This window comes from Arthrobacter sp. MOO21 (genome assembly GCF_057369995.2).
Window position 1 is genome coordinate 3983824 of sequence record NZ_CM170671.2, and the last position, 22523, is coordinate 4006346.

Here is a 22523-nt window from a genome sequence, read left to right on the forward strand (position 1 = left end):
GCGCCCCTCCTTCACCCATATCGTCTAGGTGTATTGACCACGGAGGTTAGGAACATGCGGCGTGGTTAGGTGACAAAAAGAAGACCTCCAAGTGGAGTGGGGCTTGTCTAAGAGTCCGATCCACAAGGAGGTCTTCAATGTCCCATGCTAACGCGCTTCTGACGCCGAAGGGACGGCTCCGGCTGGCCCGGTGCATCGTCGATGACGGGTGGCCGCTGCGCCGTGCTGCTGAGCGGTTCCAGGTGTCCGTGACGACCGCAGCGCGGTGGGCGGCCCGTTACCGGGAGCACGGGGAGCACGGGATGGGTGATCGCTCCAGCCGGCCCATCAACTCCCCGCGTCGGACCTCCACGCGGCGGGAGCGGCGGATCGTCGCGATCAGAGTCAACCGGCGCTGGGGCCCGGCACGGATCGGCTATCTGCTGGGCATTCACCCCTCCACGGTGCACCGGGTGCTGTCCCGGTTTGGGCTGGCGAGGCTGGCGTGGATGGACCGGGCCACGGGCCGGGTGATTCGCCGGTACGAGCACCACAGCCCCGGGGACCTGGTCCACGTCGACATCAAGAAACTTGGACGGATCCCTGACGGCGGCGGACACCGCAGTGTCGGCAGGGCCGCCGGAAACCGGAACAAGACCGGTACCGCGGCAAACCGGAGACCGGGTCACGCCTTCTTGCACAACGCCGTCGATGATCACTCCAGGCTCGCCTACACGGAGATCCTGACCGATGAGAAAAAGGACACTGCGGCCGGATTCTGGGAACGCGCCAATGCCTACTTCGAGTCCCACGGGATCACTGTCAAACGGGTCCTGACCGATAACGGATCCTGCTACCGCTCCTACGCATTCAAAGACGCTCTGGGCCCGGACATCAAGCACAAACGCACCCGACCCTACAGGCCTCAGACAAACGGCAAAGTCGAGCGCTACAACCGCACCATGCTCGACGAATGGGCCTACGCCCGTCCCTACGCCTCAGAGGCCGAGCGTGTTGCCGCTTTCGCCGACTGGCTCCATCATTACAATCATCATCGAGGCCACACCTCACTCAACGGTCAGCCACCGGCCAGCCGCGTCACCAACCTCTCAGGTCAATACATCTAGGCGGCCTCTTCGTGCCACCAGCCCTCCCAGGCGGCCGACGTCAGCTGTCCGGCGGGGAAAGCGTCCCGGGCAGCGTCTTCCTGGGCGCGTCCGTCTTCCGCGCGGCGGCCGTCGAGCAACAGGTTCAGGGTGTTCAAGAGAAACATGGTTCGGTCCTTCCGAGAGGGTGTATGGACAACGCCGTCCACGTAGGAAAGAGCCTAGACAGGAGTTGTTTCAACAGGTCGACGCAAGGTTTCGGCCGTGTATCGGAGTTTTCACGTGCCGGTTTGGCGGCCGGCACGCTGCCCGGAACCGGCGTTACCTGCGCGGCTTCGCCCGTGCGGTGGCGGGCGCGGTCCAAGGATCCTCCGGCCAGGGATGTTTGGGGTAGCGGCCCCGCATCTCGGCCCGGACCTGCGCATACGGACCCGACCAGAAGGACGTCAGGTCATCGGTCACGGCGAGCGGCCGGCGCGCCGGGGACAACAGGTGGAACAGCACGGGAACGCGCCCCTCCACCAGCCGCGGCGACTCAGCCAGCCCGAAACACTCCTGGAGCTTTACGGCCACCACAGGTGCGCCGCCGTCGCCGGACAGCTCCGGATAGTCGATCCGGACCCGTGAACCGCTGGGGACGTCCAGCCACTCCGGGGCCAGCTGGTCGAGCCTGGACGCCTCGGGCCACGGCAGCAGGCGGCGCAGCGGCTCGGCGAGGTCAATCGAACTGACCGCCGCTCCCCCCGCCAACCGCTCCAGCTCGGGCCCGAGCCACTCCTCCAGCCGCTCGAGCAAGGCGCGGTCGGAAACGTCCGGCCACGGATCGCCCAGCTCGCGGCGCAGGAACCCCAGCCTGCGGCGGAAGCCTGCCGCCGCCGTCGACCACGGCAGGACTTCAAGCCCCGCCGACTGCAAAGCGGCACCCACTGCCGCCCTGCCCTGCTCCGCGGTGGGCCGGACAGGCGTTGCGGAAAGCACGATGCCGCCCAGCCGTTTGATCCTGCGCGCCGTGACCCTGCCGTCGCTGAACTGTGCTTCCACGGTGTCGGCCAGAAGATGGGACGCGGCGGACTCCGCCGTGCCTTCCGCCAGGGGAGCCGCGGCCCGGATGACGGCCCCGGTTCCTGCCGCGTCCCGGCCGCCCGCCCGCGCCACTTCGGCAACGGCCAGCCATTCGTGCCCGGAGAGGGTGCTGCCGGCGGGCAGGCCGGCGCGGGTTCCGGAGGAGAGCAGGTATTGTTCGCGGCTGCCGGGCACCCGCCGTGCCACCCGGTCTGGGAAGGCGAGGGCGACGACGGCCCCCACCGCCTCCGCGCCGCCGGACGCAGCCGAAGGGACAGGACCGCGGCGTTGCCGCCCGGCAAGTGCGGCGAAGCGCCGCGCTTCCCGGGCCCAGCGGGCGCCTGCGGGACCCTTGTCTGCACGGAGCTGGGCCAGGAGGCGGGGCAGGTCGGCTCCCGGTGCGCGGTGGTCACCCGAGAGGGCGGCCACGGCGTCGGCCGCCAATTCCGCTCCCACGGACGCCGCGCCGTCGAGCAGCGCACGGGCCAACCGCGGGTCGGCCGGGATGGCGGCGAGGGTCCGTCCCGTTGCGGTGACGTGGCCGTCGCCGGACACGGCGCCCAGTTCCCGGAGGACCTCGACGGCATCCGCCATGGCCTGGCGGGGCGGCGGATCCGGGAGGGCCAGCCCGCCACCGCCGGGTGAACCCCAGCAGGCAAGGACCAGGGCGGCACCCGTGAGGTCCGAAACGGTGATTTCCGGGGTCACGTGGGCGGGAGCCGCGCCATAGGCCTGCTGGCTGTAGCACCTGATGGCCTTGCCGGGTCCCTGCCGTGCCGCCCGGCCCGCGCGCTGGTCCGCGGACGCCCGGGAGCAGGACACCGTGACCAGTCCGCTCATTCCGCGGGCGGCATCGCGGCGCGGCTCCCTGGTCAACCCGGAGTCGATGACCAGCCGGACGCCGGGCACCGTCAGCGAGGACTCGGCGAGGTCAGTTGAGACGATGATCCGCGGACAGTCCCCGGGGCCGCGGCCGGATACCGCCCGGTCCTGTTCGGCCGCGCCCACCTGCCCGTGCAGTTCGAGCACGTCCACGCCGGAGGGCAGCCGGGACCGCAGCGCTGCGGCTGCCTGGCCCACCTCCCTGGCGCCCGGCAGGAACACCAGCGCGTCGATGGCAGCGTCGGAGGCCAGGGCGCGGGCGTGGGCTTCGGCGGCGGTGGCGGCCACATGGTCCAGGAACATCGGCGTCACGCCCCGGTCATCGAGGCGCGGCCCTGGCGCCGGGCGCCACGCCACCTCCAACGGGTGGAGCACGGAAGGGCAGTCGACCACAGGCGCCGGTGTCGCGCCGTCGGGATCACCCAGCAGGGCGGCGAACCGCGGGGCGTCCAGGGTGGCGGACATGGCCACGACGGCGAGGTCCCCGCGCAGCTGCCGGACCTCGGCGAGCATGCCGATGAGGAGGTCGGTTTCCAGGCCGCGTTCGTGCACTTCGTCCAGGACGACGGCGGCCGTCCCGTCGAGGCCTGGATCTGCCAGCAGGCGGTGCAGCAGGATGCCCGGTGTGACGAACTCGACGCGGGTTCCGGTACCGGCGTGGCGTTCGCCGCGCACCGTGTAGCCCACCCGGCCGGCGGGCCCGCTGCCGTCCAGGGCTGAGAGGCGGCGGGCGGCGGCCCGGGCGGCGACGCGCCGAGGCTGGGTGACGACGACGCGCCCGGTGCGGCCAAGGACGTTGGCGAGCAACGGCGGAACAAGGGTGGTCTTGCCCGTGCCGGGCGGCGCCTGCACCACGGCTGCGCCGGGAACCGTGCCGCGCCGCAGGGCGTCCGCCAGGGCGGACAGGGAACCGGCAAAGGCCAGCCCGCTGCCGATGGCTTCGAGATCGAAGGCGTCTTCGAGGGCGGGGCGGGCAGGAGGAGTCATCGGTCCATTGTGCCCGCAACCGCCGACTTTTCCGCTTGCGTCAGGGCTTGCCCTGGCCCCTGCCCTTGCCTTTGTCCTCCCTGGCCTTGCCCGGGAGGGAAGAACCGGGGTCCGCTGATTCAGCGGGCGCCTGGGCAGGAGCGGGCGCGACGGCGGGAACGGCGGCCTCCTGCGGTTGGGGCTCCTGCGGTGAGGTGTCTGCCTGGGCGGGAGCTGGTGCGCCCGCCTCCGCCACCGGGGCTGCAGCCGCCACCTGTGTGGCGAGGTCGGCCCTGACTGCCTCCAGGGCGGAAGAGATGCCGCGGTACCGTGCGGCTGAAAGCCGGCCCGTTGCGGCGGCATCATTAAGGTCCTTTTCCAGGCCCTGCAAAGCCGCCAGGGCGCCGTCCGTCCGGTTCTCAGCCACCGCCTGGCTGATGCTCAGCACGCGGACCTGGAAGCCGCGCAGCATAGTGGCGTCGGCGTCCGGCGGCCGGACCGCCGCCGCACCGGCCACCAGGGCGGCTGCAAGGGTGGCGACGCAGAGGAGGATGCCCGCGCGGGCTGCAGGGTTGCGGTGTGCCACAGGAGCTGCGGCACCTTCGGCGGCGCTGGCCCCTTGGGCGGTCTGCGGGACGTCCTTAAGCGGCATGCCTGCCCCGCAGCGGAGCCACGGGCGCCGGGCGGGCCGGCAGGAGGGTCACGACGGTCGGGCCTGCGGGGGCGGGCCTGGCCTCAGGCTCCGGTCCGGGTGCGGGAATCCGGGCGATCACGCCGCGCGCGGCGAGGCGGAGTGCGGTGGCGATCAACAATCCGATGCCCACGCCCAGGAGCACGTGGCCGGCCAGATGGTTTCTGGCGGCTGCCGGGCCGCCCCCTGCGGCCACCGCCGCGCCGGTTATCGTCAGCGTCAGCGAAAGGGCCGTACCGAGTATTGCGCCCATGGCTCCTGCTCCCATCGTCCGAACTCATCAGCAAGCTTACTAGTAATGCTCAGCAAGCTTACTACCTAAAGGATCTGGCGCAAGGTGTGCGCCACGCAGGCTGGGTCAGGCTGGGGGGCTGCAGCAGCCATTCCGCTGCCGAAGTACCGGCGTATCGCCACAGAAGAGCAGCGGCGGCCCGGGGCGAGGGGCTCGCATTCGCGAAACCTGCGGGGAGCGGGCATCTACTCCCTCAGGTCCAGCGCAGCCAGGATGCGCCGCACCGATCCGCCCAGGTTCCAGTCGGTGGCCAGCTGCTCAAGCTGCGAGCGCCGGTCACCGGTCACGGGGCGCAGCCTGGCACCCGCCTCGTCCAGGGTGGGCAGCTCCAGGTTCCGTACCAGCCGGACGACGGCGGGGGCTGCTTCAAGGTACTTGGCCGCCGCGGAGAGCCTGGCCCGGACGGGGCCGGACACGCCGCCGTCGGGCTTTTCCGCAGCTTCCAGCAGAGCTTCGAGGGTGCCGTGCTTCAGCAAGAGTGACGCTGCGGTCTTCTCGCCGATTCCAGCCACGCCGGGCAAGCCGTCGGAGGCGTCACCGCGCAGGGTGGCATAGTCAGCGTACTGCTGGGGCAGGACCCGGTACTTGGCCACCACGGCCTCCTCGGTGATGACTTCGAGGTTCCTCATTCCGCGGGCGATGTAGATCACCCTGACCCGGCGTCCGTCGTCGCACACCTGGAAGAGGTCGCGGTCCCCGGTGACCACGTCCACCGGACAGGCCGCAGTGCTGGCATAGGTACCCACCACGTCGTCGGCCTCATACCCCGGCGCTCCGACGACCGCGATGCCGGCGAGCTCCAGCACGTGGCGGATCAAGGGCAGTTGCGCCTGGAGGCCCTCGGGGACCACCTCGACATCCGGGGCATCCGGTACCACTTCCGCCACCCGGTGCGCCTTGTAGGTGGGAAGAAGGTCAACCCGCCACTGGGGGCGCCAGTCATCGTCCCAGCACGCCACGAGGTCCGTGGCCGGATAGTCGGTGGTGAGCCTGGCAATCATGTCCAGCAGTCCGCGGACGGCGTTGACCGGCGTGCCGTCCGGGCGCCGGATGCTGTCAGGCAGCCCGTAGAAGGCGCGGAAGTACAGCGAGGCGGTGTCGAGCAGCATCAGGCGCTGGGGCATACCTGATCCTGACACGGAAACGCGCCGAAGGTCAGCAGCGGGCATCCTCGCCCCAATGCGCCAGGCCTAAAAGGACGGGACCGTAATTCCCAGGCCCAGCATGCCCCTTCCGGCCTGTTCCAGGATCGGGTCAATGCCGAGGGTGGGATGGTTCAGCAGCACGCCCACGTCACGCTGAATCCGCTGGAGGGGGTGTGATAACCGGTGGATGCTGCCGCCCGAACCGGCCACTGCCAGCCGGACGACGTCCTGCGAGGCCTCCGCGCTGAAGGCGAGCGAGAGCCGGAAGGCGGCCCGGCGGTCTTCCGGCAGCCCGGGCTCCCCCGGACCGCCCTGCGCCAGCAGGGACAGTGCCGACTCCCAGTGCAGCCGAGCGGTGGCAGCGAGCCCAGAAGCCCTGGCGTAGCGGGCCTGTGCCAGGGGCGAATCAGCATGCCGGACCTCAGCGCCCTTCCTGGTCTTCATTGCCAGCAGCTGGTCCCGGTACAGTTCCAGGGCGTACTCGGCGGAACCGAGTGCCACGGCCGGGGCAACGAGGTTCAGCAGGGTGGTCATGGGTGAGTGGATCAGCGGATCCGGATGGATGAGGCTTCCCGGATTGCCGGGACCAGTGAGCAGGGCCCAGTCCACGACCCGGTACCCCGGGACGAACAGTCCGTCCGTGCGGAGGTCATTGCTGCCCGTTCCCCGCAGCCCGTCGGTGTGCCAGGCGTCCAGCAGTTCCAGGTCGTCCAGCGGAACAAGGGCCTGCAGCCGGACACCGGCCTCCTGCACGGCCAGCAGCGCCCATCGTGAGTGCATAACGCCGGAGGCGAAGCTCCAGTGGCCGGATATCTTGTAACCGCCGTCAACCCTCCTGGCCGTGCCCATGGGGGCGCTGGTGGCGGCGGCGAGCGGCACCCGGCCGCCGGCAAAGACTTCGTCTTGTACCTTCCGGGGCCAGCGGGCCAGCATCCAGGCGTGCTCGGCCAGGTGCCCGGCAGTCCACGCTGTCGAAGCGCACCCCCTCGCCAAGCGCCGGATGACTTCGCCGTACGTCCCCGCGCCGAGTCCATAGCCGCCGACACCCTGTGGCGCCAGCAGGCGGAAGACTCCGGCGTCTTCCAGTTCCCGCACTGTCGGTTCGGGCAGCCGGCGAAGCCGTTCAGCGCCCTCAGCCCTGGCGCGCAGACGGGGCACCAGGGCCTCGGCGCGGGCGAGCATGCCGGCGCGGCCCGGCGCCTGGATGTCCTTGCGAACAGTTCCGGCACCGGGTTTTTCTGCGGGCAGGCCGGCGCCCGGGCCGAGCTCCAACGTATGCCCGGTACGGTCCCGCTTGGCGGCGAGGTACCGGGAATTGGCCTCGGAAAGGTGGACGCCGGTGGGGATCGCTTCGCTGATGCCGATGCCCAGCGCCGCCAACTGGGCGGCCTTGTCCGGGTTGTTGGTGAGGAGCCGGACGGAGGCGGCGCCGAGGGCTTCAAGCATCTGTGCCGCTGCCGCGTAATCGCGCTCATCCTCACCATGGCCCAGGGCGAGGTTGGCATCGTACGTGTCCAGCCCCTGGTCCTGCAGCGCGTAGGCATCGAGCTTCGGGTAGAGGCCGATCCCGCGGCCTTCCTGCCGGAGGTAGAGGAGGAAGCCTCCGGCGGTTGCGATGCGTTCCACGGCCTCGCGGAGTTGCGGCCCGCAGTCGCAGCGCTCGCTGCCGAAAACGTCGCCGGTCAGGCACTCACTGTGAAGCCTGGCCAGCGGCGCCCCTGCCCCGTCCAGCAGTGCCTGCTCCCAAGGGCCGAGCGCCAGGAGCAGATGTTCATTCCCGTCCACCATGCCATGGAACGTCATGACGTCGGCGGAAGTGCGGTAGCCGTCGGGAAAACGGAGCGGTACGCTGACCCGACTGCGGATCGTAGCCCTGGGCAGTGCGGCGGGGAGCGGTGCGGAATGGGCAACGGCGGTCATGGGCAGGCCTCGATATCGTAAATAGTTGAAGATTGAAGTAACGCTACCGCCACTTGGTTCAAGCTTCAAGTATTTCTCGTCCGTATGTCACCCGACTTTGACGGCCCGGCAGCGCTGCCGAATACTTCCAAGTGGTCCAACCACAGCGGCCGGACATGGCCGCAGCCGTCCCGCACCCGGGACGGAGGTGGTGGTGCTGCGGGACGGGGACACCGTCACGCCGAATCCCTAGGCGCCGGCGTTACAGCGCGTTGCTGCCGGGCGGACCGTCGATGACGCGGGGGATGTATTCGAGGAGCTGCAGGCCCCGGTCGAACGTCCTGCTCTCCACCATCTCCAGGGCGACGTCCGGATAGCCGTCGTAGATCCGTTCACTCCCGGTACGGCCAGTGATCAGGGGAAAGACAACCAGGCGGAACCGGTCCACGAGGCCGGCTGCCAGCAGGGAGCGGCCGAGGCTCAAGCTGCCCATGGTGCTGAGGGGGCCGGAGGCTGCACGTTTCATTTCCCGTACGGCCCCGACGGCGTCTCCCGCCACCAATTCGGAGTTCGGCCAGGCGAGCGGAGCTTTGAGCGTGGAGGAAAAGACCACCTTGGGCACGGCCGCCAGGCCCGTCAGGGCCGCTCCCTCATCCGCCGAGAACTCCCCGCCGCCGGCGGAGGCCTCCTGCGACATCCCCGACATCAGGCGGTAGGTGTTGGCTCCCAGCAGGAAGGTGTAGTTCTTTTCCGCCTCCTGCTGGAGCCAGGCCAGGTATTCCGGTCCCTCCAGGCCCCACCAGCCCGGCCATCCCTCCCCGGAAGCGCATCCGTCCAGGGTGACGATCAGATCCACCATCAGCTGGCCCATGCCGGACATGCTATTCCGGGCCGGCAGGGTGATCAAGGGGTGCATGACGCCGCCGGCGCGGCCCGCCCGGCAGGGACCGGCCGCTCAGAACCAGTCGCCGTCGGCGTACGTGCTCCGGACGTGGGCGCGCAGGTACTCCCCCACCACCGCGGCGCCAAGGTCGCCCACTTCGGGCGCCACGACGCGGCCGTCCACCCGCCGCGCCATCCGCTGGATGAACCGCTCCAGGCCCGGGCCGTTGCCGAGCCGGAAGAACGTGGTCTGGGCGCCCGCCCGGCCCAGCCGGTCCAGTTCGGCAACGGTGGCCCGGATGGTCTCAGCGTCCGGAGGCCAGTTGAACCAGGAGTCACCGTCCGGCAGCAGGTGCGCGGTGGGTTCGCCGTCGGTCACCACCAGGAGCACCGGCTGCATGGACGGATGCCGGCGGAAGAACCGGCCCGCCAGCAGCAAGCCGTGGTGCAGGTTGGTGCCCTGTTCCCGCAGTGCGGGCAGGGCCGTGAGCTCGCCGATGTCCATCGACTGGGCGTAGCGGCCGAACGTAATCAGCTGGAGCCGGTCCCCGCGGAAGCGCGTGGAGATGAGGTGGTGCAGGGCGAGGGCGGTGCGTTTCATGGGCACCCACCGTCCTTCGGCGGCCATGGAGAAGGACACGTCAACCAGCAGGGCGACGGCGGCTTGCGTCCGGGCTTCGGTTTCCGCCACCTCGATGTCCCCGACGGCGAGGCGCAGTCCGTGGGCGGGGTTGCCGCCGTCGGCCATGGTCCGGCGGATGGCGTTGGTCATGGTGCGGGTGACGTCCCAGGGCTCGGCGTCACCGAACTCCCATTGCCGGCTGGAACCGGTTTGTTCGCCGGCTGCCCCTGCCGTCCGGGTGTCCCGGTTCCCCTGCCGGCCGGACAGCTGCTTCGCAGTGTCCCGGAGCAGCGATTTCCCCAGCCGCCGCATCGCCTGGGGTGAGAGCCGGAGGTCGCCGTCGGCCCCGCGGCGCAGGTAGCCGCCGTCCTGCATGGCCCGCTCGATCTCCGCCAGGGTACGGGCGCTGACGGCTGCGTTCTCGCCGAGCTGCCGGGCGAGTGCGTCCAGGTCCAGGTCATCGAGCCGGGATCCGTTGTAGGACTGCGAGAGCTGCTCGGACAGTTCATCAAGCTCGGCCAGGTCCTGGAGCACGCCGGTGCCGTCCCCCAGGCCGAGTCCTTCCTGCCCTTCGAAACGCTCCGACCCCGTCCAGTCCTCGCCCGGGCGCAGTGCCTGCAGCGTGGCGTCGAGTTCGCTGAGCTGGGCCATCAGTTCGGGCGAGCCGAAGGCCTGGGCGGACAGCCGCATCAGTTCATCACGCTGCTCGGCAGACATGGACTGCAGGAGCCGCTGGGCTGCCGCGGCACGCCGGGCGAGGGCGTCCACCAGTTCCTCGACCGACTGCGGGTTTTCGGGGAAGAAGTGGCCGTGCCTGGCCATGAACTCCCGGAAGTCGGCCTCCGTGTCTTCGCCGCGGCGGTGTTTGCCCAGCAGCCCGTTGAGGTCCTTGAGCATGGCGTTGACTGCTTCGCGGTCCTCGTCGGTGGCACTTTCCAGGGCCTGCTTCATGCCGGCGAACCGCTGCTCAAGGACCTCCTGGCCCAGCAGGTCCTTGATCTTGTCGTACGCCTCCCGTGCGGTGCTGGACTGCCAGTCGTAGGAGGACAGCTCGTTGACGGCCGCCGCTGTTGACGGAGGCAGGTTCTGGAGCTGCATCTCCCGGAAGGCGCGGTCGGTGTTGTCCATCATGGCGTCGCGGGCCAGCTGCTTGCGTTCCTCCAGCACGGCCGTGTCCAGCAGCTTCCGGACCTCGTCCAATGTGCCGTCCAGGCGGTGGCGGCCCAGCAGTTCGCGCCGCCGCTGCTGGACGCGGCGTGCGAGGTCGTCCAGCCCGTCCCGGTTCCGGCCGCCGCGCCGCAGGAATTCCTGGAGGGCGTGCCGCGGCGAGTATCCGGCCATCACATCCTCCGCGACGGCGTCCAGTGCCTCGGCCAGGTCAACGGGTGGCGCGAGCGGGTCCGGGCCACCGGTGTACCGGCCGTACTTCGCGGACCGCTTGTGGATGGCCATGGTGCCTCCTGTGCCTAGCCGTAGATCGTTTCCTCGTCGTCGGATTCCTTCGAGATCCGCCGGCCGAGGTAGAGCCCTTCCAGGGCGAGTTCGACGGCGGCAGCCCGCTGTCCGTCGTTCGCCGCACCGAGGCGGCGGCTGATTTCGTCGTAGAGGCCGGAGCCGTTCAGGGACGGGAGGTTGTCCAGGAATTCCTGGGCGGTGACCTGTTCGCCGGTGGTGACCGTCCGGTGCCCGTCCAGCGCCGCCACCAGCGGGCCCATGTCCAGCCCCTGGAAATGGGCCCTGACGGCCTCGGCGGTGGCAGTGCGCAGGAGGTGGTCCAGGACCCCCTGTTCACGCCCTTCCTCGCCGGATTCGAACTCGATCTTGCCGCCCAGCACTTCCACCGCCGGCTCCAGGTCGATGATGCGCGCCACGGCCTCCGCCTCTCCCCGGATGCGCGCCCGGCGCAGGGCCGCGGCAGCCACGGTTTCGGCGCCCGCGATGGCGAAGCGCGCCGAAACCCCGGAGGTCTGGTTGATGGCCGGGGACTGCCGCAGTGCCCGGGTATAGCGGGCCAGGATCTCCAGAATGACGGGCGGAACGTCGGCCACGAGCCGGCCCTCCTGCCGGATCACCGCCACTTCGTCCTCGAGTTCGATCGGGTAGTGCGTACGGATTTCGGCGCCGAACCGGTCCTTCAACGGCGTGATGATGCGGCCGCGGTTGGTGTAGTCCTCCGGGTTGGCGGACGCGACGACGAGCACGTCAAGCGGCAGCCGCAGGACGTAGCCGCGGATCTGGATGTCCCTCTCCTCCATGACGTTCAGCATGGCCACCTGGATGCGTTCGGCGAGGTCCGGGAGCTCGTTGATGGCGATGATGCCGCGGTTGGAGCGCGGCACCAGGCCGTAATGGATGGTCTCCGGGTCCCCCAGCCGGCGGCCCTCGGCCACGCGCATGGGGTCCACGTCGCCGATGAGGTCTGCCACGGACGTGTCCGGCGTTGCGAGTTTCTCGACGTACCGCTCCGACCGGTGGCGCCACGCAACGCGCAGCCGGTCCCCCTCCGTCAGGGCCCGGGCCCGGGACTGCTCCGTGATGGGGTCGAAGGGGTGCTCGTTCAGCTCCGAATCCTCGATCACCGGCGACCACTCGTCCAGCAGCCCGGCGAGGGTGCGGAGCAGGCGGGTCTTGCCCTGGCCGCGCTCGCCCAGCAGGACGACGTCGTGCCCGGCAATCAGGGCACGCTCCAGCTGGGGGATGACGGTCCGGCTGAACCCGTACAGGCCCGGCCATGGGTCGCGGCCTGCGGCGAGGGCGGCGAGGAGGTTGTCCCGGATTTCGTGGCGCAGGTCCTTGTGGACGTACCCTGCTGCACGCAGTTCACCGGCGGTATAGATCTCGGGGCGATCAGTCACCCCTCAACGGTAATCCCCGTCCTGCGGCTAATCGATAGATTCCTCCAGATTCCCGGCCCCCTCGCGGCTACCGCTTCGCCGCTCCCCACGCCTCGCAAGCTCGGCACGGGGCCCCCTCGCGGCTACGCTTAGACCCAATGACCGAGAGCACATTGATCCTTTTGGTTCGCCACGGGGAAACACCCACCACAGGCACCGTGCTGCCGGGGCGTGCGCCCGGGCTGCATCTTTCCGGGCGCGGGCGCGCCCAGGCGGAGGACGTCGCGGAGCGCCTCACCGGCCTTGCTCTTGACGCCGTCTACTCCTCTCCCCTGGAGCGGGCGCGTGAGACGGCGGAGCCGACCGCGCTGCGCAGCGGACAGGAAGTGCGGGAGGAGGCCGGGCTGCTGGAATGCGACTTCGGCGACTGGACTGGCTCGGCGCTCACCGCCCTGGCAGGCCTGCCGGAGTGGCAGACGGTCCAGCACCATCCCTCGGCTTTCCGCTTCCCGAACGGCGAGGGCTTCGCCGGGATGCAGGCCCGGATGGTGGGCACGCTGGAAGCTTTGCGCGCCGCCCACCCGGGACGCGTCGTCGTCTGTTTCTCGCACGCCGACCCGATCAAGGCCGCCGTGGCCCACGCCCTGGGCACCCACCTGGACCTCTTCCAGCGGCTGGTGATCAGCCCGGCGTCGGTCTCCGCCATCTCCTATGCGGACGGAAAGGCGCCGGCAGTGCTTACGGTGAATTCGACGTCGGAGCCCCTCAGCGGTCTGAGGGCGCAGTGACTGTCAAGGGACTGGCGCGGGGCGCACGGTGTCCGGCCGGGAGCTGACCCTCCTCACCGAAGGCCGCGTCGGGCTGCTGGGGCGCATCCCGGCCGGCAGCAACGCGACGTTCCTCGCCGAACTGACGTGCGGGGACGACTCCGCGTGGGCCGTGTACAAGCCGGAAGCCGGCGAGCGCCCGCTCGCCGATTTCAACCCCGGCCTGTACCGCAGGGAACGGGCCGCCTACCTGCTCAGCGAGGCACTGGGGTGGGGAATCGTGCCGCCAACAGTGGTCCGCGCCGATGCACCGCTGGGAGTGGGATCGCTGCAATGGTTCATTGAGGGCGACCTGCGGGAGCATTACTTCACCCTGCATGCCAATTCCCCGGAAACCCACCACGCGCTCGCACAGATCGCCCTGTTCGACTACGTAGCCAACAATACGGACCGGAAAAGCGGGCACGTCCTGCGCGGCACGGATGGGCACGTATGGGGCATCGACCACGGCCTGTGCTTCTCTGCCGTGTTCAAGCTGCGTACCGTCATCTGGGACTTTGCCGGTGACCCGATTCCGGATGCGCGGTTGGCGGACATCGGGCCGCTGGCAACGGCCGTGCCGGACGAGGTGGCTGCGCTGCTTGACGGGGCGGAAGTCGCAGCCCTCCAGCGCCGGGTCCGGCGCATCATGCTGGAAGGGGTGCTGCCCACCGACCACACGGGGATGCGTTATCCGTGGCCCCTGGTCTGAGGTGTCCGGCCGGTCCCCGCAACGGGCCTACTGCGGCTGGGAGTGCCCTTGCATCCCCGCCGCCGCGGGCGAGGCCTGGTCGATGCGGGCGCCGATGTGCTCCAGCAGGTAATGCTGCCCGGCCACCGTGGGGTGATCCCCGTCCGGGCCGATCAGGTCGTCAAAGTCGTCGCTGATCCAGCCCTCTTCGATGGGGTCAACGAACTCCCCGCCCGCCTCACGGGCAGCTGATTTGAGCGCGGTGCTGATGTCCACGAGCGCAGGATCGGGGGTGGCGGTGTACGACGGCGGGCCCACCACGATGATCTTCGCGGCCGGTGCGAGTTCCTCCGCGCGGGTGACCGCGGCCAGGGCGGCATCACCAATGTCAGGGGCGGCGTAGCCGAGGTCGTTTTCCGAGCCGAAGAACACCACCACCCCGGTGTCCGGAGTGACAAAGTCTTCCACCTGGGTGCCGAAGGTGCCGTCGTAGTCGCCGGGGCTCAGGTAGCCGCTGCCGTTTTCGGCGGCATTGAACAGTTCGAATCCCGCGCCCAGCGGGTCCTTGCGCATCAGCGCAGGCCATGCGTCTTCCGGCGATGTTCCATGCCCTGTGCTCAGGGAGTCACCGACCACGACCACCCGTGTGGGGTGCACGGCGGGATCGACAGGCTGGGGTCTCCCCGCGAGCGCCGATGTGGCCGCCACGAGCAGCAGGGCGGCCGTTGCGGCCTTGATCATCCGGCCGCGGTGCGCACGGTCCGGCAGAATGGGGTGCATGCCGACGCCCTCCTGCCTGGAATCCGCGGGCGCCCCCAGCGCCGGGCCGCCGACTCGTTACTGTGTCAGTGTTCCATGGTAGGCAACAGGAGAGACACTTTAGGCCTTGCGGCCCGTTTGCGACAGTATGCACAGCAACTCCACAGGTTGGCGGCGGCTAGTATTTAGCCCGTGCAGCGCCAGAAAACCGAATGGAACCCCGCGGCCGGACTCAGTGAGCAGGCTCCCGGCGTCTACTTTGCCGTGGGGCCCGCCTCCAACTGGATAGTGGTCCGGGACGGGACTGGCTTCATCATCATTGACAGCGGGTACCCCGGCGACCGCGGGCATGTCCTCGCTTGCCTCCGTCACCTGGGCCTGGAGCCGGCGGACGCTCGGGCGCTGCTGCTTACGCACGGGCACGTGGACCACACCGGTTCTGCCGCATACTTCTCGGAGTCGTTCGGCACCCCTGTCCTGTGTGCGCCGGAAGAAGTGGCGCATGTCCGGGGCAGCGAGAAACACCAGGTCACCCTCGGGCAGGTGTTGGCCCGGGCCTGGCGGCCGCGCGTCTTCCGCTGGATGGTGCACGCCATCCGGGCCGGCGCCCTGGCAGCCAAACCCGTTCCCCGGGCCGAGGCATGGGATGCCGCAAGGCTTCGTGACCTGCCCGGCAGCCCGGAAGCGGTCCTGTTGCCGGGACACACTCCGGGCAACGCGGCAATCCTCCTCCCCAGTGCCGGCGCCATCGCGGTCGGGGACTCATTCGTCTCCGGCCACCCGCTCAGCCGGACCACGGGACCGCAGATGCTCCACCCGATGTACCATTCCGATCCCGCGGGGGCGCTGGCCGCACTGGACAGCCTTGCCGGCACGGAAGCGGAGGTCATCCTGCCGGGCCATGGCCCGGCGCTCCGCACTGCCCTGACCGCCGCGGTCGCGGCGGCCCGGACCTAGCCTGCGCCCTTTCCGGGCTGTTCATGCCGGAGCAGGCAGGACGGCCAGGCGTCCAGGACGGTCAGAACTTGCCGTAGCGCGCCCGCGCCATCGAGTACACGCCGTAGCAGACCAGCCCTGCGGCGATGGCGGCGAGGAGGAAGACGCCGTATGGCTGGGCTCCGAGGGTCTTCAGGCCGCCGTCCAGGCCCGAGGATCTGGACGGGTCTGCGGTGGCGGCGGCGACGATGATCAGGACACCGACGACGGCGAGCACAACGCCCTTGGCGGCATAGCCAATGGTCCCGAGCCACTGGACAACCGTGCGGGCCGTGCCTGCGACCTGCAGGTCCTTCAGGAACTTACGGCTGACGCCCCGGTAGGCGTAGTACGCGCCCGCGCCGATGATGGCGAGCCCGATCACGACGAGCAGCACGGTCCCTGCAGGCACGCCCATCAGTCTGGCCGTGAAGTCACTGGCCGACTGGCTCGAATTCTTGCTTCCGCCGGCAGCGAAAACCGCAAACGTGTATGCCAGGAAGGCAAAGATGACGGCCTTGCCGGAAGCGGACGCCGCCTTCCTCCATTTTTTCCGGGTCTCCGTCCCGGAACGGGCCCCGAAGACGGCCTCGCTGACCATCCACAAGGCGAGCGCCGCGCACGCGGCTGCCCCGGCCCACAGCAGCAGGCCGCCACCCGGCTTGGACGCCAGGGTCCCGATGGCACCCGACTGGTCCGCTTCGCCGCCCTGTCCCCTGTCGATCTGCAGTGCGATGGCACCGACCAGGATGTGGACCAGGCCGATAAAGACGAATCCGGCACGGGCCAGGACCCGTACTGCGGGGCTGCGGCCTGCCGACGCCGCCTCGGATACCGCCCGGTTGGCTCCCTGCGACGCGTTGCCCATGGCCGGCCCTTCCCGGTTGCTGCGGATGTTCTGTTCCCCGGTGAGCTTCCCGTGCCCATGGTCGCCTCGGAATGGCTTCAGTGTAGATCCGTGCGGGCCATCCCGACAGTGCCATGGCCTCGGGGCTTTTCCTTACTGCGCGGGTTCGCAGAGCCGGTCCAGGGCCTCATTGAGCGTCGACTCGATCTGGCCGTTGAGGAGGTCGCGCCTGTCCGCCGTCGACGGGTCCTCGACCTCGCTGGGCATGGGCGGCGCAGTGACTGTCATCGCCGCCTGGTAGCGTCCGTCGTCACTGCTGACCACCACCGTCTGGAAGTCCCGGAGGGACCCCAGGCCTTCCTGGCGGCTGGCCGCCGAGCACGAGTCCGCGAAACGCCACAGCCCCAGGCCGTACGGCCCGAACCCGGGGCTGGTCTTCATCTCGCGCATGGACGACGCCGACACGGCCCGGCCCTGCAGGAGGCCGACCATGAAGAGGTTCATGTCCGCCACCGTGGACACCGCCCCGGAGGCCGGGGACCCTGCCGCGAAGGTGTTGTCGGTGGTGTCTATGCGTTCGCCGCGCAGCGTGACGTAGCCGTGCAGCAGGTCGGGCGCCCGAACATCCACGCGGTCAAGGCTGGTGTTCTTCAGCCCCAGCGGAGCGAACACCTCATCACGCATGGCCTGCGGAAACGGCTTGTGCCGCAGGGCTTGCACCAACAGGCCGAGGGCGAGGAAGCGTGTTCGAGTAGTGGAACAATCCAACGTTGAAGGCGGGCCAGGGCAGGCTCCCCGCGGCCCGGAGCCCTTCCTCCATGGTGGGCGTCCGGGAGAGTTCGCCGCGGACGCCGGCTTCGCGCGGCAGTGCATCGTTGACTTCCGGCAGGCCGGAGGTGTGGCTGAGCAGTTGCCGCACTGTGATCGGACCGGGCGGCTGCAGGAGGGTACTGAATCCGGGAATAACGCCGTTGACCGGATCGTCGAGGCCAATCAGGTGGTCGTCGACAAGCTTGAGTACCGCGACGGCGGTCATCGACGTGGTGACGCTGGCAATCTGCACCCGGTCCGTGGGCTGGGCAGGGGCCAGCGAGTCAAGGTCCCGCACCCCGAACGCCCGGGACCATTCCCCGCCGGGCCAGCGGACCTGGACGACGGCGGACACGGCGCCTTGATCCATGAACAGCTGGACTTGCTGCACCAGGGGTTCCAGGGCTGCCGGTTCTGCAGGCTGCGGGATGGTGTCGTCCGTGTAGGTGCAGCCGGAGGCGGCGAGGGCGGCGGCAAGGGCCGCCCGCTGCCAGATACGTTTCTTCGAACCCATGCGGGCCGCCGGTTAATGGATGGGGTGGCAAGGAACCTGGCCGTATGCGGCGCCGGGCCCGGCCAGGCATCGTGGCGGCACCACCGTCGTCCCCCCCAGCCATATTTTAGCGCCGGCCCGGCACCTCCGGCTTGCCGCCGCCACCCCCACCGCCGGCACGCTTGCCTGAAGCAACAGGCAGGACTCTGTGCCCTTGCCCTCCCGGAAGGCGGCGCGTATGACAGAAACATGCTTCCCCAAGGAGCCCTCCTTCGCGGACGGGTGGCGGTGGTGACCGGTTCCACGCGCGGCCTGGGATACGCCATGGCCCGGGAACTGGGCCGGCAGGGCGCGGTGGTGGTGCTCGCCGCCAGGTCCGCCCCGGCGGTGGCAGCCGCCGTCGAACGCCTGCAGGCCGAAGGGATCGCGGCGGCCGGGCGCCGCTGCGACACCGGCGAATTCAGCGACGTGGAGGCGCTGCGGGATGAGGCCCTCAGCCACGGAACCCTTGACATCTGGATCAACAACGCTGGAACGCCCGGTGTGTACGGGCCCACAGCGTCCACGCCGGTCGAGGACTTCACGCGTGTGGTCCGCACGAACATCCTGGGCACGTTCCATGGGTCGAGGACGGCCTTGCCGGTGTTCCTCGGCCAGGGCCACGGCGACCTGGTCAACATCTACGGGCAGGGTGACCGGGGTCCCGTGGCGCTGCAGAACGCCTACGCCTCGTCCAAGTGCTGGGTGCGCCAGTTCACCCGGACGCTGCGGCTGGAAACCAGGGGATCCGGAGTCCGTGTCCACGGGATGAACCCTGGCCTGGTGGAAACCGACCTGCTCGGACACGTCACGGCCCAGGCCGGCTACGGGCACCGGTTGGGTGCCCTGCAGGCCGTCGTAGGGCTGTGGGGACAGTCGCCGGAGGAGGTCGCCCGCCCCGTGGTGCGCCTGGTGACTTCCGACGCCGCCGAATTCCGCTTCCTGACCGCACGGAGGCTGGTCACCCACGGACTCCGCAATATCCTCACCGGACACCTTCGCCGTGCAAACCGCATGCCACTGGACGTCAAGGTCCTGGATCCGAACCCCTAACGCAAGAGAGCCCCCGAAAGGACCCGGCCATGCCTGACTTCTCAGCATTCTTCCCGCTGCTTGCCGTCATCGTGGGAGTCGTCGTTGCCATCGGCTTCATCTGGATGGCAACGAGGCTGATGTGGAAGGTGGCCGAACCCAACGAGGCGCTCATCATTTCCGGCCTCACACGTGGAACCCTTGAAACGCGTGCAGGCATGGATTTCAAGATCGTCACGGGCAAGGGTGCCCTTGTCCTTCCCGGCCTCCAGACGGTGCGGGCGTTGTCGCTGACCCTGAATGAAACCGAGCTCAAAGTCTCCTGCGTCACCTCGCAGGGCATCCAGGTGATCGTGGAAGGTGTGGTCATCTACAAGATCGGCGACGCCCCGCCGTTCATTGCCAATGCGGCCCGGCGCTTCCTGGGCCAGCAGCCCAAAATGCAAAGCCAGGTGTACAACGTCTTTGAGGGGCACCTCCGCTCCATCATCGGCAGCATGACCGTGGAGGAAATCATCCGCGAACGGGACAAGCTTGGCTCGCAGGTCCGCAGTGCCAGCGGCGTGGAGATGGAAAAACTGGGGCTCGTGGTGGATTCGCTGCAGATCAAGGATCTGCAGGACCCCACCGGGTACATCGAGAACATCGCCAAGCCGCACATTGCGCAGGTGAAGATGGAGGCCCGGATCGCTGAGGCTACCCGTAACCGTGAGGCAGCGGAAAAGGAAGCGGAGGCGGCGGCCCTGATCGCTGACGCACAGAGCGTCTCAGCAATCAGGCAGTCCGTGGCGCAGGCCAACGCCGAGCGCGCCCGGGCCAACGCGGCCCAGGCCGGTCCGCTGGCCGACGCGACAGCCCGGCAGCAGGTGGTGGTCCAGGAAACCGAAGTGGCCAAGCTTGAGGCGGACCGGGAAGAGCAGAAGCTGCAGACCACCATCCGGAAACCGGCGGACGCGAAAGCCTACGCCAAGCGCACCGAAGCCGAAGGTCAGAAGGCGGCGGACATCAGCGCCGCTGAAGCACTGGCCCGCCGGACGGAGCTGGAGGCACAGGCCAACGCGCGCCGCACGGAACTGCAGGCGCAGGCGAACGCCACGGCCGCGGCCGCCACCGCCGGAGCCACCAAGGTCACCGGTGAGGCCGAAGCCGCTGCCACCAGGGCCAAGGGTGATGCCGCGGCGTCCGCGATCAAGGCCAAGGCGCTCGCCGAAGCGGAAGGCATCAAGGCACGGGCGGAAGCGTTGGGAACGAACCAGGACGCCGTCATTTCCCAGCAGCTGGCCGAAAACCTGCCGGCCATCGTCGCGGCGGCAGCCGAGCCGTTCGCGCATGTGGGCCAGATGACCGTCCTCAACGGCGGCGACGGCGTCAACAAGATGCTGGGCGGCATCCTGGCGCAGGCGGGGCACTACCTCCCCGCCATCGCTTCCGCTCTCAGGAACGGCAGGGGAACCAAACGGCAGCCCGCGTCTCCGGAGGCTTAGGAACGCCGCATGCACAGGGAGGTGGACCGGAGCCTGACGGGCAGGATCGGGAGGGTGACCGGGCGCATCGGTCCGGGCACCATCGGGGAGGTCATGCTGCCCTACCTTGGCGGCACCATGGCCTTCCAGGCCCACCCGTTCGACAAGGCCAGCGGCTTCGCCGTGGGTGAGGAGGTGCTGGTGATCTACTTCGAACCGCCCCAAACAGTCTTCGTCGACGCCCTCCCGGACGTGCTGCGGCACAGGGACTGAAAGCGCTGCTAGCGGCCGCCCTCCATTTTGCGGCTGCGCTGCTCCTGCGCCATCGGTCCGTAGGGATAGACCCCGGTGTGGGGCCGGCTGGTCTGGCTCAGCCTGCGGATTTCGTCGGTGCTGAGCCGCAGTTCGGCCGCAGCGAGGTTGTCCGCCAGCTGCTCGGCAGTCCTGGCGCCCAGGATCACGGAGGTTACGGCGGGCCTGTCCGCCAGCCAGGCCAGCGCTATCTGTGTCTGGCTGACACCATGGGCAGCGGCAATGTCCTCGACCGCTTCGATGACCCGCCAGGTGTTGGGGTTTTCATTGCGTGCCTTCCACGCCTCCATGCCGCGTTCGGGATTCTCACCGAGGCGCGTGGCCCCCGCAGGACGCTTGTCGCGCTTGTACTTGCCGGACAGCCAGCCACCACCGAGCGGGGACCACGGCAGCAGGCCGACTCCGGCGTCCAGCGCCGCCGGGACAATCTCGAATTCAATGTCCCGTACCAGCAGGCTGTACTGGGGCTGCAGGCTGACCGGCGGATTCCAGCCGTGGGCGCGTGCAGTGTGGACGGCCTTGGTCAGCTGCCAGCCCAGGAAGTTGGAGAAGCCGTAGTACGCGATCTTGCCGCGGCCCACGGCGTCGTCCAGGAAGCGCAGGGTCTCTTCCAGGGGCGTGATCGGATCCCAGGCGTGCAGCTGGTACAGGTCGATCTGTTCCACTCCGAGGCGCCGGAGGGAATCATCCAGGGCGCGGGTCAAACGCCGCCGGGAGGTCCCGACGTCGTTCGGTGCCGTTCCCATGGGAAAACGCCCCTTGGTGGCGATGACGGCCTCGTCCCTCAGCCCGGGCCGTTTGGCCAGCCAGCGGCCGATGATCTCTTCGGAGACACCGGAGCTGTAGACATCTGCGGTGTCGACGAAGTTTCCGCCGGCGGCAAAGTAGGCGTCCAGCATGGCGTGGGAAGCCTCCTCCGTGGCTTCCGCACCAAACGTCATGGTGCCCAGTGCGTAACTGGTAACGATGGTGCCGCTGCGGCCAAGGGTTCGGTGCTGCATGGGGTCCTCGCGATCAGTCGTGGTTGGGGGCAGGGTTCCGGGACGCCGTGTCCCGGGTGGAGGTGCGGATGCGGTACAGGCTGGTGGTGGCGGTGATGTAAAGGTCCCGGCCGTCGGGACCGCCGAAGCACACGTTGGAGACCGTCTCCGGTACCGCGATGCTGTCCAGGAGTTCGAAGGCGGGGGTATAGATGCGGACCGCCGGGCCGGCGGAGGTCCAGATCCTTCCCTGGACGTCCACGCGCAAGCCGTCGGCAGCACACCCGTCCTCCAGCTCGACGCCGGTTCCTGCCGGACTGCACTGCCCGTCGCGCACGTCGTAGGCAAGGATCCGCAGCGGCACACCGTAGCCCGGGCCAGCCGTGTCCGCGACGTAGAGGACCGATTCGTCCGGCGAAAAGGCCAGCCCGTTGGGATGCACGAGGTCCGTGATCATGGCGGTCAGCGTCTCCGGCCCGGGTTCGAACCGGAAGACATAGCAGCCGCCGTACTCCTGGTCTCCCTCGTGCCCTTCCCTGGTGCCCGGTAGAATTCCGTAGGGCGGGTCCGTGAACCAGACGCTGCCGTCGCTGGCAATGACGACGTCGTTGGGCGAGTTCAGCCGGCGGCCCTGGAATGAGTCAACCAGTGCCGTCACACGGCCGTCCCGGTCACGCTCTACCCGGCGGCGGCCGTGGCTGCACTGCACGACGCTGCCGTCGGCGTCGAGCGTCCGGCCATTGGTGTACTCCACTCCCCCGGCGTATTCCTGCGTTGTCCCGGTGGCCGGGTCAAACTCGAGGATGCGGTTGTTGGGGATGTCGCTCCACCGCACGGTCTGCGATGAAGGCACCCATACGGGGCCCTCCGCCCAGATGGAGCCCGTGTAGAGGCGCTCGAGGCCGCCGACCGTCAACGTGTCACCCATCGGAGCCCCTTTGCTTTGTTGCCGTGCC

The 22523-nt window shown here is 69.2% G+C and carries 22 protein-coding genes; 7 read left to right on the forward strand and 15 right to left on the reverse strand.

The annotated features are described in order from the left end of the window. Positions 1-137: 137 nt before the first annotated feature. Entirely contained in the window at positions 138-1106 is a 969-nt protein-coding gene (locus tag AC2JAJ_RS18545) for an IS481 family transposase (protein WP_486414918.1), read from the forward strand. Here AC2JAJ_RS18545 and AC2JAJ_RS18550 read toward each other — a convergent pair. From AC2JAJ_RS18550 to AC2JAJ_RS18590, 9 genes are all read right to left on the reverse strand, one after another. Then, the gene (locus tag AC2JAJ_RS18550; protein ID WP_486414917.1) at positions 1103-1252 is read right to left on the reverse strand and encodes a hypothetical protein; all 150 of its coding nucleotides are present in this window, start codon (positions 1250-1252) and stop codon (positions 1103-1105) included. The genes AC2JAJ_RS18545 and AC2JAJ_RS18550 overlap by 4 nt on opposite strands. A 154-nt stretch (positions 1253-1406) precedes the next feature. Then, positions 1407-4016, reverse strand: coding sequence for an ATP-dependent helicase HrpB (gene hrpB / locus AC2JAJ_RS18555; RefSeq protein ID WP_501053241.1), 2610 nt, complete (start codon positions 4014-4016; stop codon positions 1407-1409). Positions 4017-4056: 40 nt separating this feature from the next. Further along, positions 4057-4647: a hypothetical protein gene (locus AC2JAJ_RS18560; RefSeq protein WP_501053242.1), complete on the reverse strand. Its 591-nt coding sequence runs from the start codon at positions 4645-4647 to the stop codon at positions 4057-4059. After that, on the reverse strand, positions 4637-4939 hold the full coding sequence (locus AC2JAJ_RS18565) for a hypothetical protein (protein ID WP_501053243.1): 303 nt from the start codon (positions 4937-4939) through the stop codon (positions 4637-4639). Before AC2JAJ_RS18565 ends, AC2JAJ_RS18560 begins: the two co-directional genes overlap by 11 nt. A 224-nt stretch (positions 4940-5163) precedes the next feature. Beyond that, entirely contained in the window at positions 5164-6102 is a 939-nt protein-coding gene (locus tag AC2JAJ_RS18570; RefSeq protein WP_486414915.1) for a 5'-3' exonuclease, read from the reverse strand. A 66-nt stretch (positions 6103-6168) separates the two neighbouring features. Then, entirely contained in the window at positions 6169-8043 is a 1875-nt protein-coding gene (gene ribA / locus AC2JAJ_RS18575) for a GTP cyclohydrolase II RibA (RefSeq protein ID WP_501053244.1), read from the reverse strand. Between the two features lie 241 nt (positions 8044-8284). After that, positions 8285-8893, reverse strand: coding sequence for a dihydrofolate reductase family protein (locus AC2JAJ_RS18580; protein ID WP_473697339.1), 609 nt, complete (start codon positions 8891-8893; stop codon positions 8285-8287). An 84-nt stretch (positions 8894-8977) separates the two neighbouring features. After that, complete coding sequence (locus AC2JAJ_RS18585) at positions 8978-10978, reverse strand: VWA domain-containing protein (RefSeq protein WP_501053245.1); 2001 nt, start codon at positions 10976-10978, stop codon at positions 8978-8980. A gap of 14 nt (positions 10979-10992) precedes the next feature. Beyond that, the gene (locus AC2JAJ_RS18590) at positions 10993-12381 is read right to left on the reverse strand and encodes a sigma 54-interacting transcriptional regulator (protein WP_221385685.1); all 1389 of its coding nucleotides are present in this window, start codon (positions 12379-12381) and stop codon (positions 10993-10995) included. Between the two features lie 137 nt (positions 12382-12518). Here AC2JAJ_RS18590 and AC2JAJ_RS18595 point away from each other — a divergent pair, with 137 nt between their 5' ends. Both AC2JAJ_RS18595 and AC2JAJ_RS18600 read left to right on the forward strand, forming a co-directional pair. Beyond that, positions 12519-13148: an MSMEG_4193 family putative phosphomutase gene (locus tag AC2JAJ_RS18595; protein ID WP_486414914.1), complete on the forward strand. Its 630-nt coding sequence runs from the start codon at positions 12519-12521 to the stop codon at positions 13146-13148. Positions 13149-13176: 28 nt separating this feature from the next. Continuing rightward, on the forward strand, positions 13177-13878 hold the full coding sequence (locus AC2JAJ_RS18600) for an SCO1664 family protein (RefSeq protein WP_486414913.1): 702 nt from the start codon (positions 13177-13179) through the stop codon (positions 13876-13878). A gap of 27 nt (positions 13879-13905) precedes the next feature. Here AC2JAJ_RS18600 and AC2JAJ_RS18605 read toward each other — a convergent pair whose 3' ends face one another. Beyond that, positions 13906-14637, reverse strand: coding sequence for an SGNH/GDSL hydrolase family protein (locus tag AC2JAJ_RS18605; RefSeq protein WP_221385688.1), 732 nt, complete (start codon positions 14635-14637; stop codon positions 13906-13908). Between the two features lie 171 nt (positions 14638-14808). On the opposite strand from AC2JAJ_RS18605, the gene AC2JAJ_RS18610 reads away from it, so the two are divergent. Beyond that, positions 14809-15573, forward strand: coding sequence for an MBL fold metallo-hydrolase (locus AC2JAJ_RS18610; RefSeq protein WP_486414912.1), 765 nt, complete (start codon positions 14809-14811; stop codon positions 15571-15573). Between the two features lie 61 nt (positions 15574-15634). On the opposite strand, the gene AC2JAJ_RS18615 is transcribed toward AC2JAJ_RS18610, so the two are convergent. The 3 genes from AC2JAJ_RS18615 to AC2JAJ_RS18625 all read right to left on the reverse strand — a co-directional run bounded on the left by AC2JAJ_RS18615 (position 15635) and on the right by AC2JAJ_RS18625 (position 17762). Beyond that, a complete protein-coding gene (locus tag AC2JAJ_RS18615; protein ID WP_501053246.1) occupies positions 15635-16459 on the reverse strand; it encodes a DUF1206 domain-containing protein in 825 nt (274 codons plus the stop codon). A gap of 132 nt (positions 16460-16591) precedes the next feature. Further along, positions 16592-17122, reverse strand: coding sequence for a serine hydrolase (locus AC2JAJ_RS18620; protein WP_501053247.1), 531 nt, complete (start codon positions 17120-17122; stop codon positions 16592-16594). Next, entirely contained in the window at positions 17115-17762 is a 648-nt protein-coding gene (locus AC2JAJ_RS18625) for a serine hydrolase (protein WP_501053248.1), read from the reverse strand. The genes AC2JAJ_RS18620 and AC2JAJ_RS18625 overlap by 8 nt, the downstream gene beginning before the upstream one ends. Before the next feature lie 228 nt (positions 17763-17990). Between AC2JAJ_RS18625 and AC2JAJ_RS18630 the strand changes: the two genes are divergently transcribed. The 3 genes from AC2JAJ_RS18630 to AC2JAJ_RS18640 are packed head-to-tail and all read left to right on the forward strand — an operon-like array spanning position 17991 to position 20548. Beyond that, entirely contained in the window at positions 17991-18833 is an 843-nt protein-coding gene (locus AC2JAJ_RS18630; protein ID WP_501053249.1) for an SDR family NAD(P)-dependent oxidoreductase, read from the forward strand. 29 nt (positions 18834-18862) lie between these two features. Beyond that, a complete protein-coding gene (locus tag AC2JAJ_RS18635) occupies positions 18863-20296 on the forward strand; it encodes a flotillin family protein (RefSeq protein ID WP_486414907.1) in 1434 nt (477 codons plus the stop codon). Positions 20297-20305: 9 nt separating this feature from the next. Then, a complete protein-coding gene (locus tag AC2JAJ_RS18640; protein ID WP_486414906.1) occupies positions 20306-20548 on the forward strand; it encodes an NfeD C-terminal domain-containing protein in 243 nt (80 codons plus the stop codon). Positions 20549-20556: 8 nt separating this feature from the next. Here AC2JAJ_RS18640 and AC2JAJ_RS18645 read toward each other — a convergent pair whose 3' ends face one another. Together AC2JAJ_RS18645 and AC2JAJ_RS18650 are read right to left on the reverse strand one after the other, a co-directional pair. After that, positions 20557-21588, reverse strand: coding sequence for an aldo/keto reductase (locus tag AC2JAJ_RS18645; protein ID WP_501053250.1), 1032 nt, complete (start codon positions 21586-21588; stop codon positions 20557-20559). Between the two features lie 13 nt (positions 21589-21601). Beyond that, positions 21602-22495 (reverse strand): SMP-30/gluconolactonase/LRE family protein, encoded by an 894-nt coding sequence (locus tag AC2JAJ_RS18650; RefSeq protein ID WP_501053251.1) that lies wholly within the window; start codon positions 22493-22495, stop codon positions 21602-21604. Positions 22496-22523: the final 28 nt, after the last annotated feature.

Bases quoted from the DNA above. Each gene is read 5' to 3' on its own strand.
- AC2JAJ_RS18585 (WP_501053245.1), bottom strand. From the start codon at position 10,978: ATGGCCATCCACAAGCGGTCCGCGAAGTACGGCCGGTACACCGGTGGC.
- AC2JAJ_RS18635 (WP_486414907.1), top strand. From the start codon at position 18,863: ATGCCTGACTTCTCAGCATTCTTCCCGCTGCTTGCCGTCATCGTGGGA.
- AC2JAJ_RS18605 (WP_221385688.1), bottom strand. From the start codon at position 14,637: ATGCACCCCATTCTGCCGGACCGTGCGCACCGCGGCCGGATGATCAAG.
- ribA (WP_501053244.1), bottom strand. From the start codon at position 8,043: ATGACCGCCGTTGCCCATTCCGCACCGCTCCCCGCCGCACTGCCCAGG.
- AC2JAJ_RS18645 (WP_501053250.1), bottom strand. From the start codon at position 21,588: ATGCAGCACCGAACCCTTGGCCGCAGCGGCACCATCGTTACCAGTTAC.
- AC2JAJ_RS18615 (WP_501053246.1), bottom strand. From the start codon at position 16,459: ATGGGCAACGCGTCGCAGGGAGCCAACCGGGCGGTATCCGAGGCGGCG.
- AC2JAJ_RS18650 (WP_501053251.1), bottom strand. From the start codon at position 22,495: ATGGGTGACACGTTGACGGTCGGCGGCCTCGAGCGCCTCTACACGGGC.
- AC2JAJ_RS18570 (WP_486414915.1), bottom strand. From the start codon at position 6,102: ATGCCCCAGCGCCTGATGCTGCTCGACACCGCCTCGCTGTACTTCCGC.
- AC2JAJ_RS18595 (WP_486414914.1), top strand. From the start codon at position 12,519: ATGACCGAGAGCACATTGATCCTTTTGGTTCGCCACGGGGAAACACCC.
- AC2JAJ_RS18550 (WP_486414917.1), bottom strand. From the start codon at position 1,252: ATGTTTCTCTTGAACACCCTGAACCTGTTGCTCGACGGCCGCCGCGCG.
- AC2JAJ_RS18620 (WP_501053247.1), bottom strand. From the start codon at position 17,122: ATGCGTGATGAGGTGTTCGCTCCGCTGGGGCTGAAGAACACCAGCCTT.
- AC2JAJ_RS18580 (WP_473697339.1), bottom strand. From the start codon at position 8,893: ATGGGCCAGCTGATGGTGGATCTGATCGTCACCCTGGACGGATGCGCT.
- AC2JAJ_RS18630 (WP_501053249.1), top strand. From the start codon at position 17,991: ATGCTTCCCCAAGGAGCCCTCCTTCGCGGACGGGTGGCGGTGGTGACC.
- AC2JAJ_RS18560 (WP_501053242.1), bottom strand. From the start codon at position 4,647: ATGCCGCTTAAGGACGTCCCGCAGACCGCCCAAGGGGCCAGCGCCGCC.
- AC2JAJ_RS18625 (WP_501053248.1), bottom strand. From the start codon at position 17,762: ATGGGTTCGAAGAAACGTATCTGGCAGCGGGCGGCCCTTGCCGCCGCC.
- AC2JAJ_RS18545 (WP_486414918.1), top strand. From the start codon at position 138: ATGTCCCATGCTAACGCGCTTCTGACGCCGAAGGGACGGCTCCGGCTG.
- AC2JAJ_RS18640 (WP_486414906.1), top strand. From the start codon at position 20,306: ATGCACAGGGAGGTGGACCGGAGCCTGACGGGCAGGATCGGGAGGGTG.
- AC2JAJ_RS18565 (WP_501053243.1), bottom strand. From the start codon at position 4,939: ATGGGCGCAATACTCGGTACGGCCCTTTCGCTGACGCTGACGATAACC.
- hrpB (WP_501053241.1), bottom strand. From the start codon at position 4,016: ATGACTCCTCCTGCCCGCCCCGCCCTCGAAGACGCCTTCGATCTCGAA.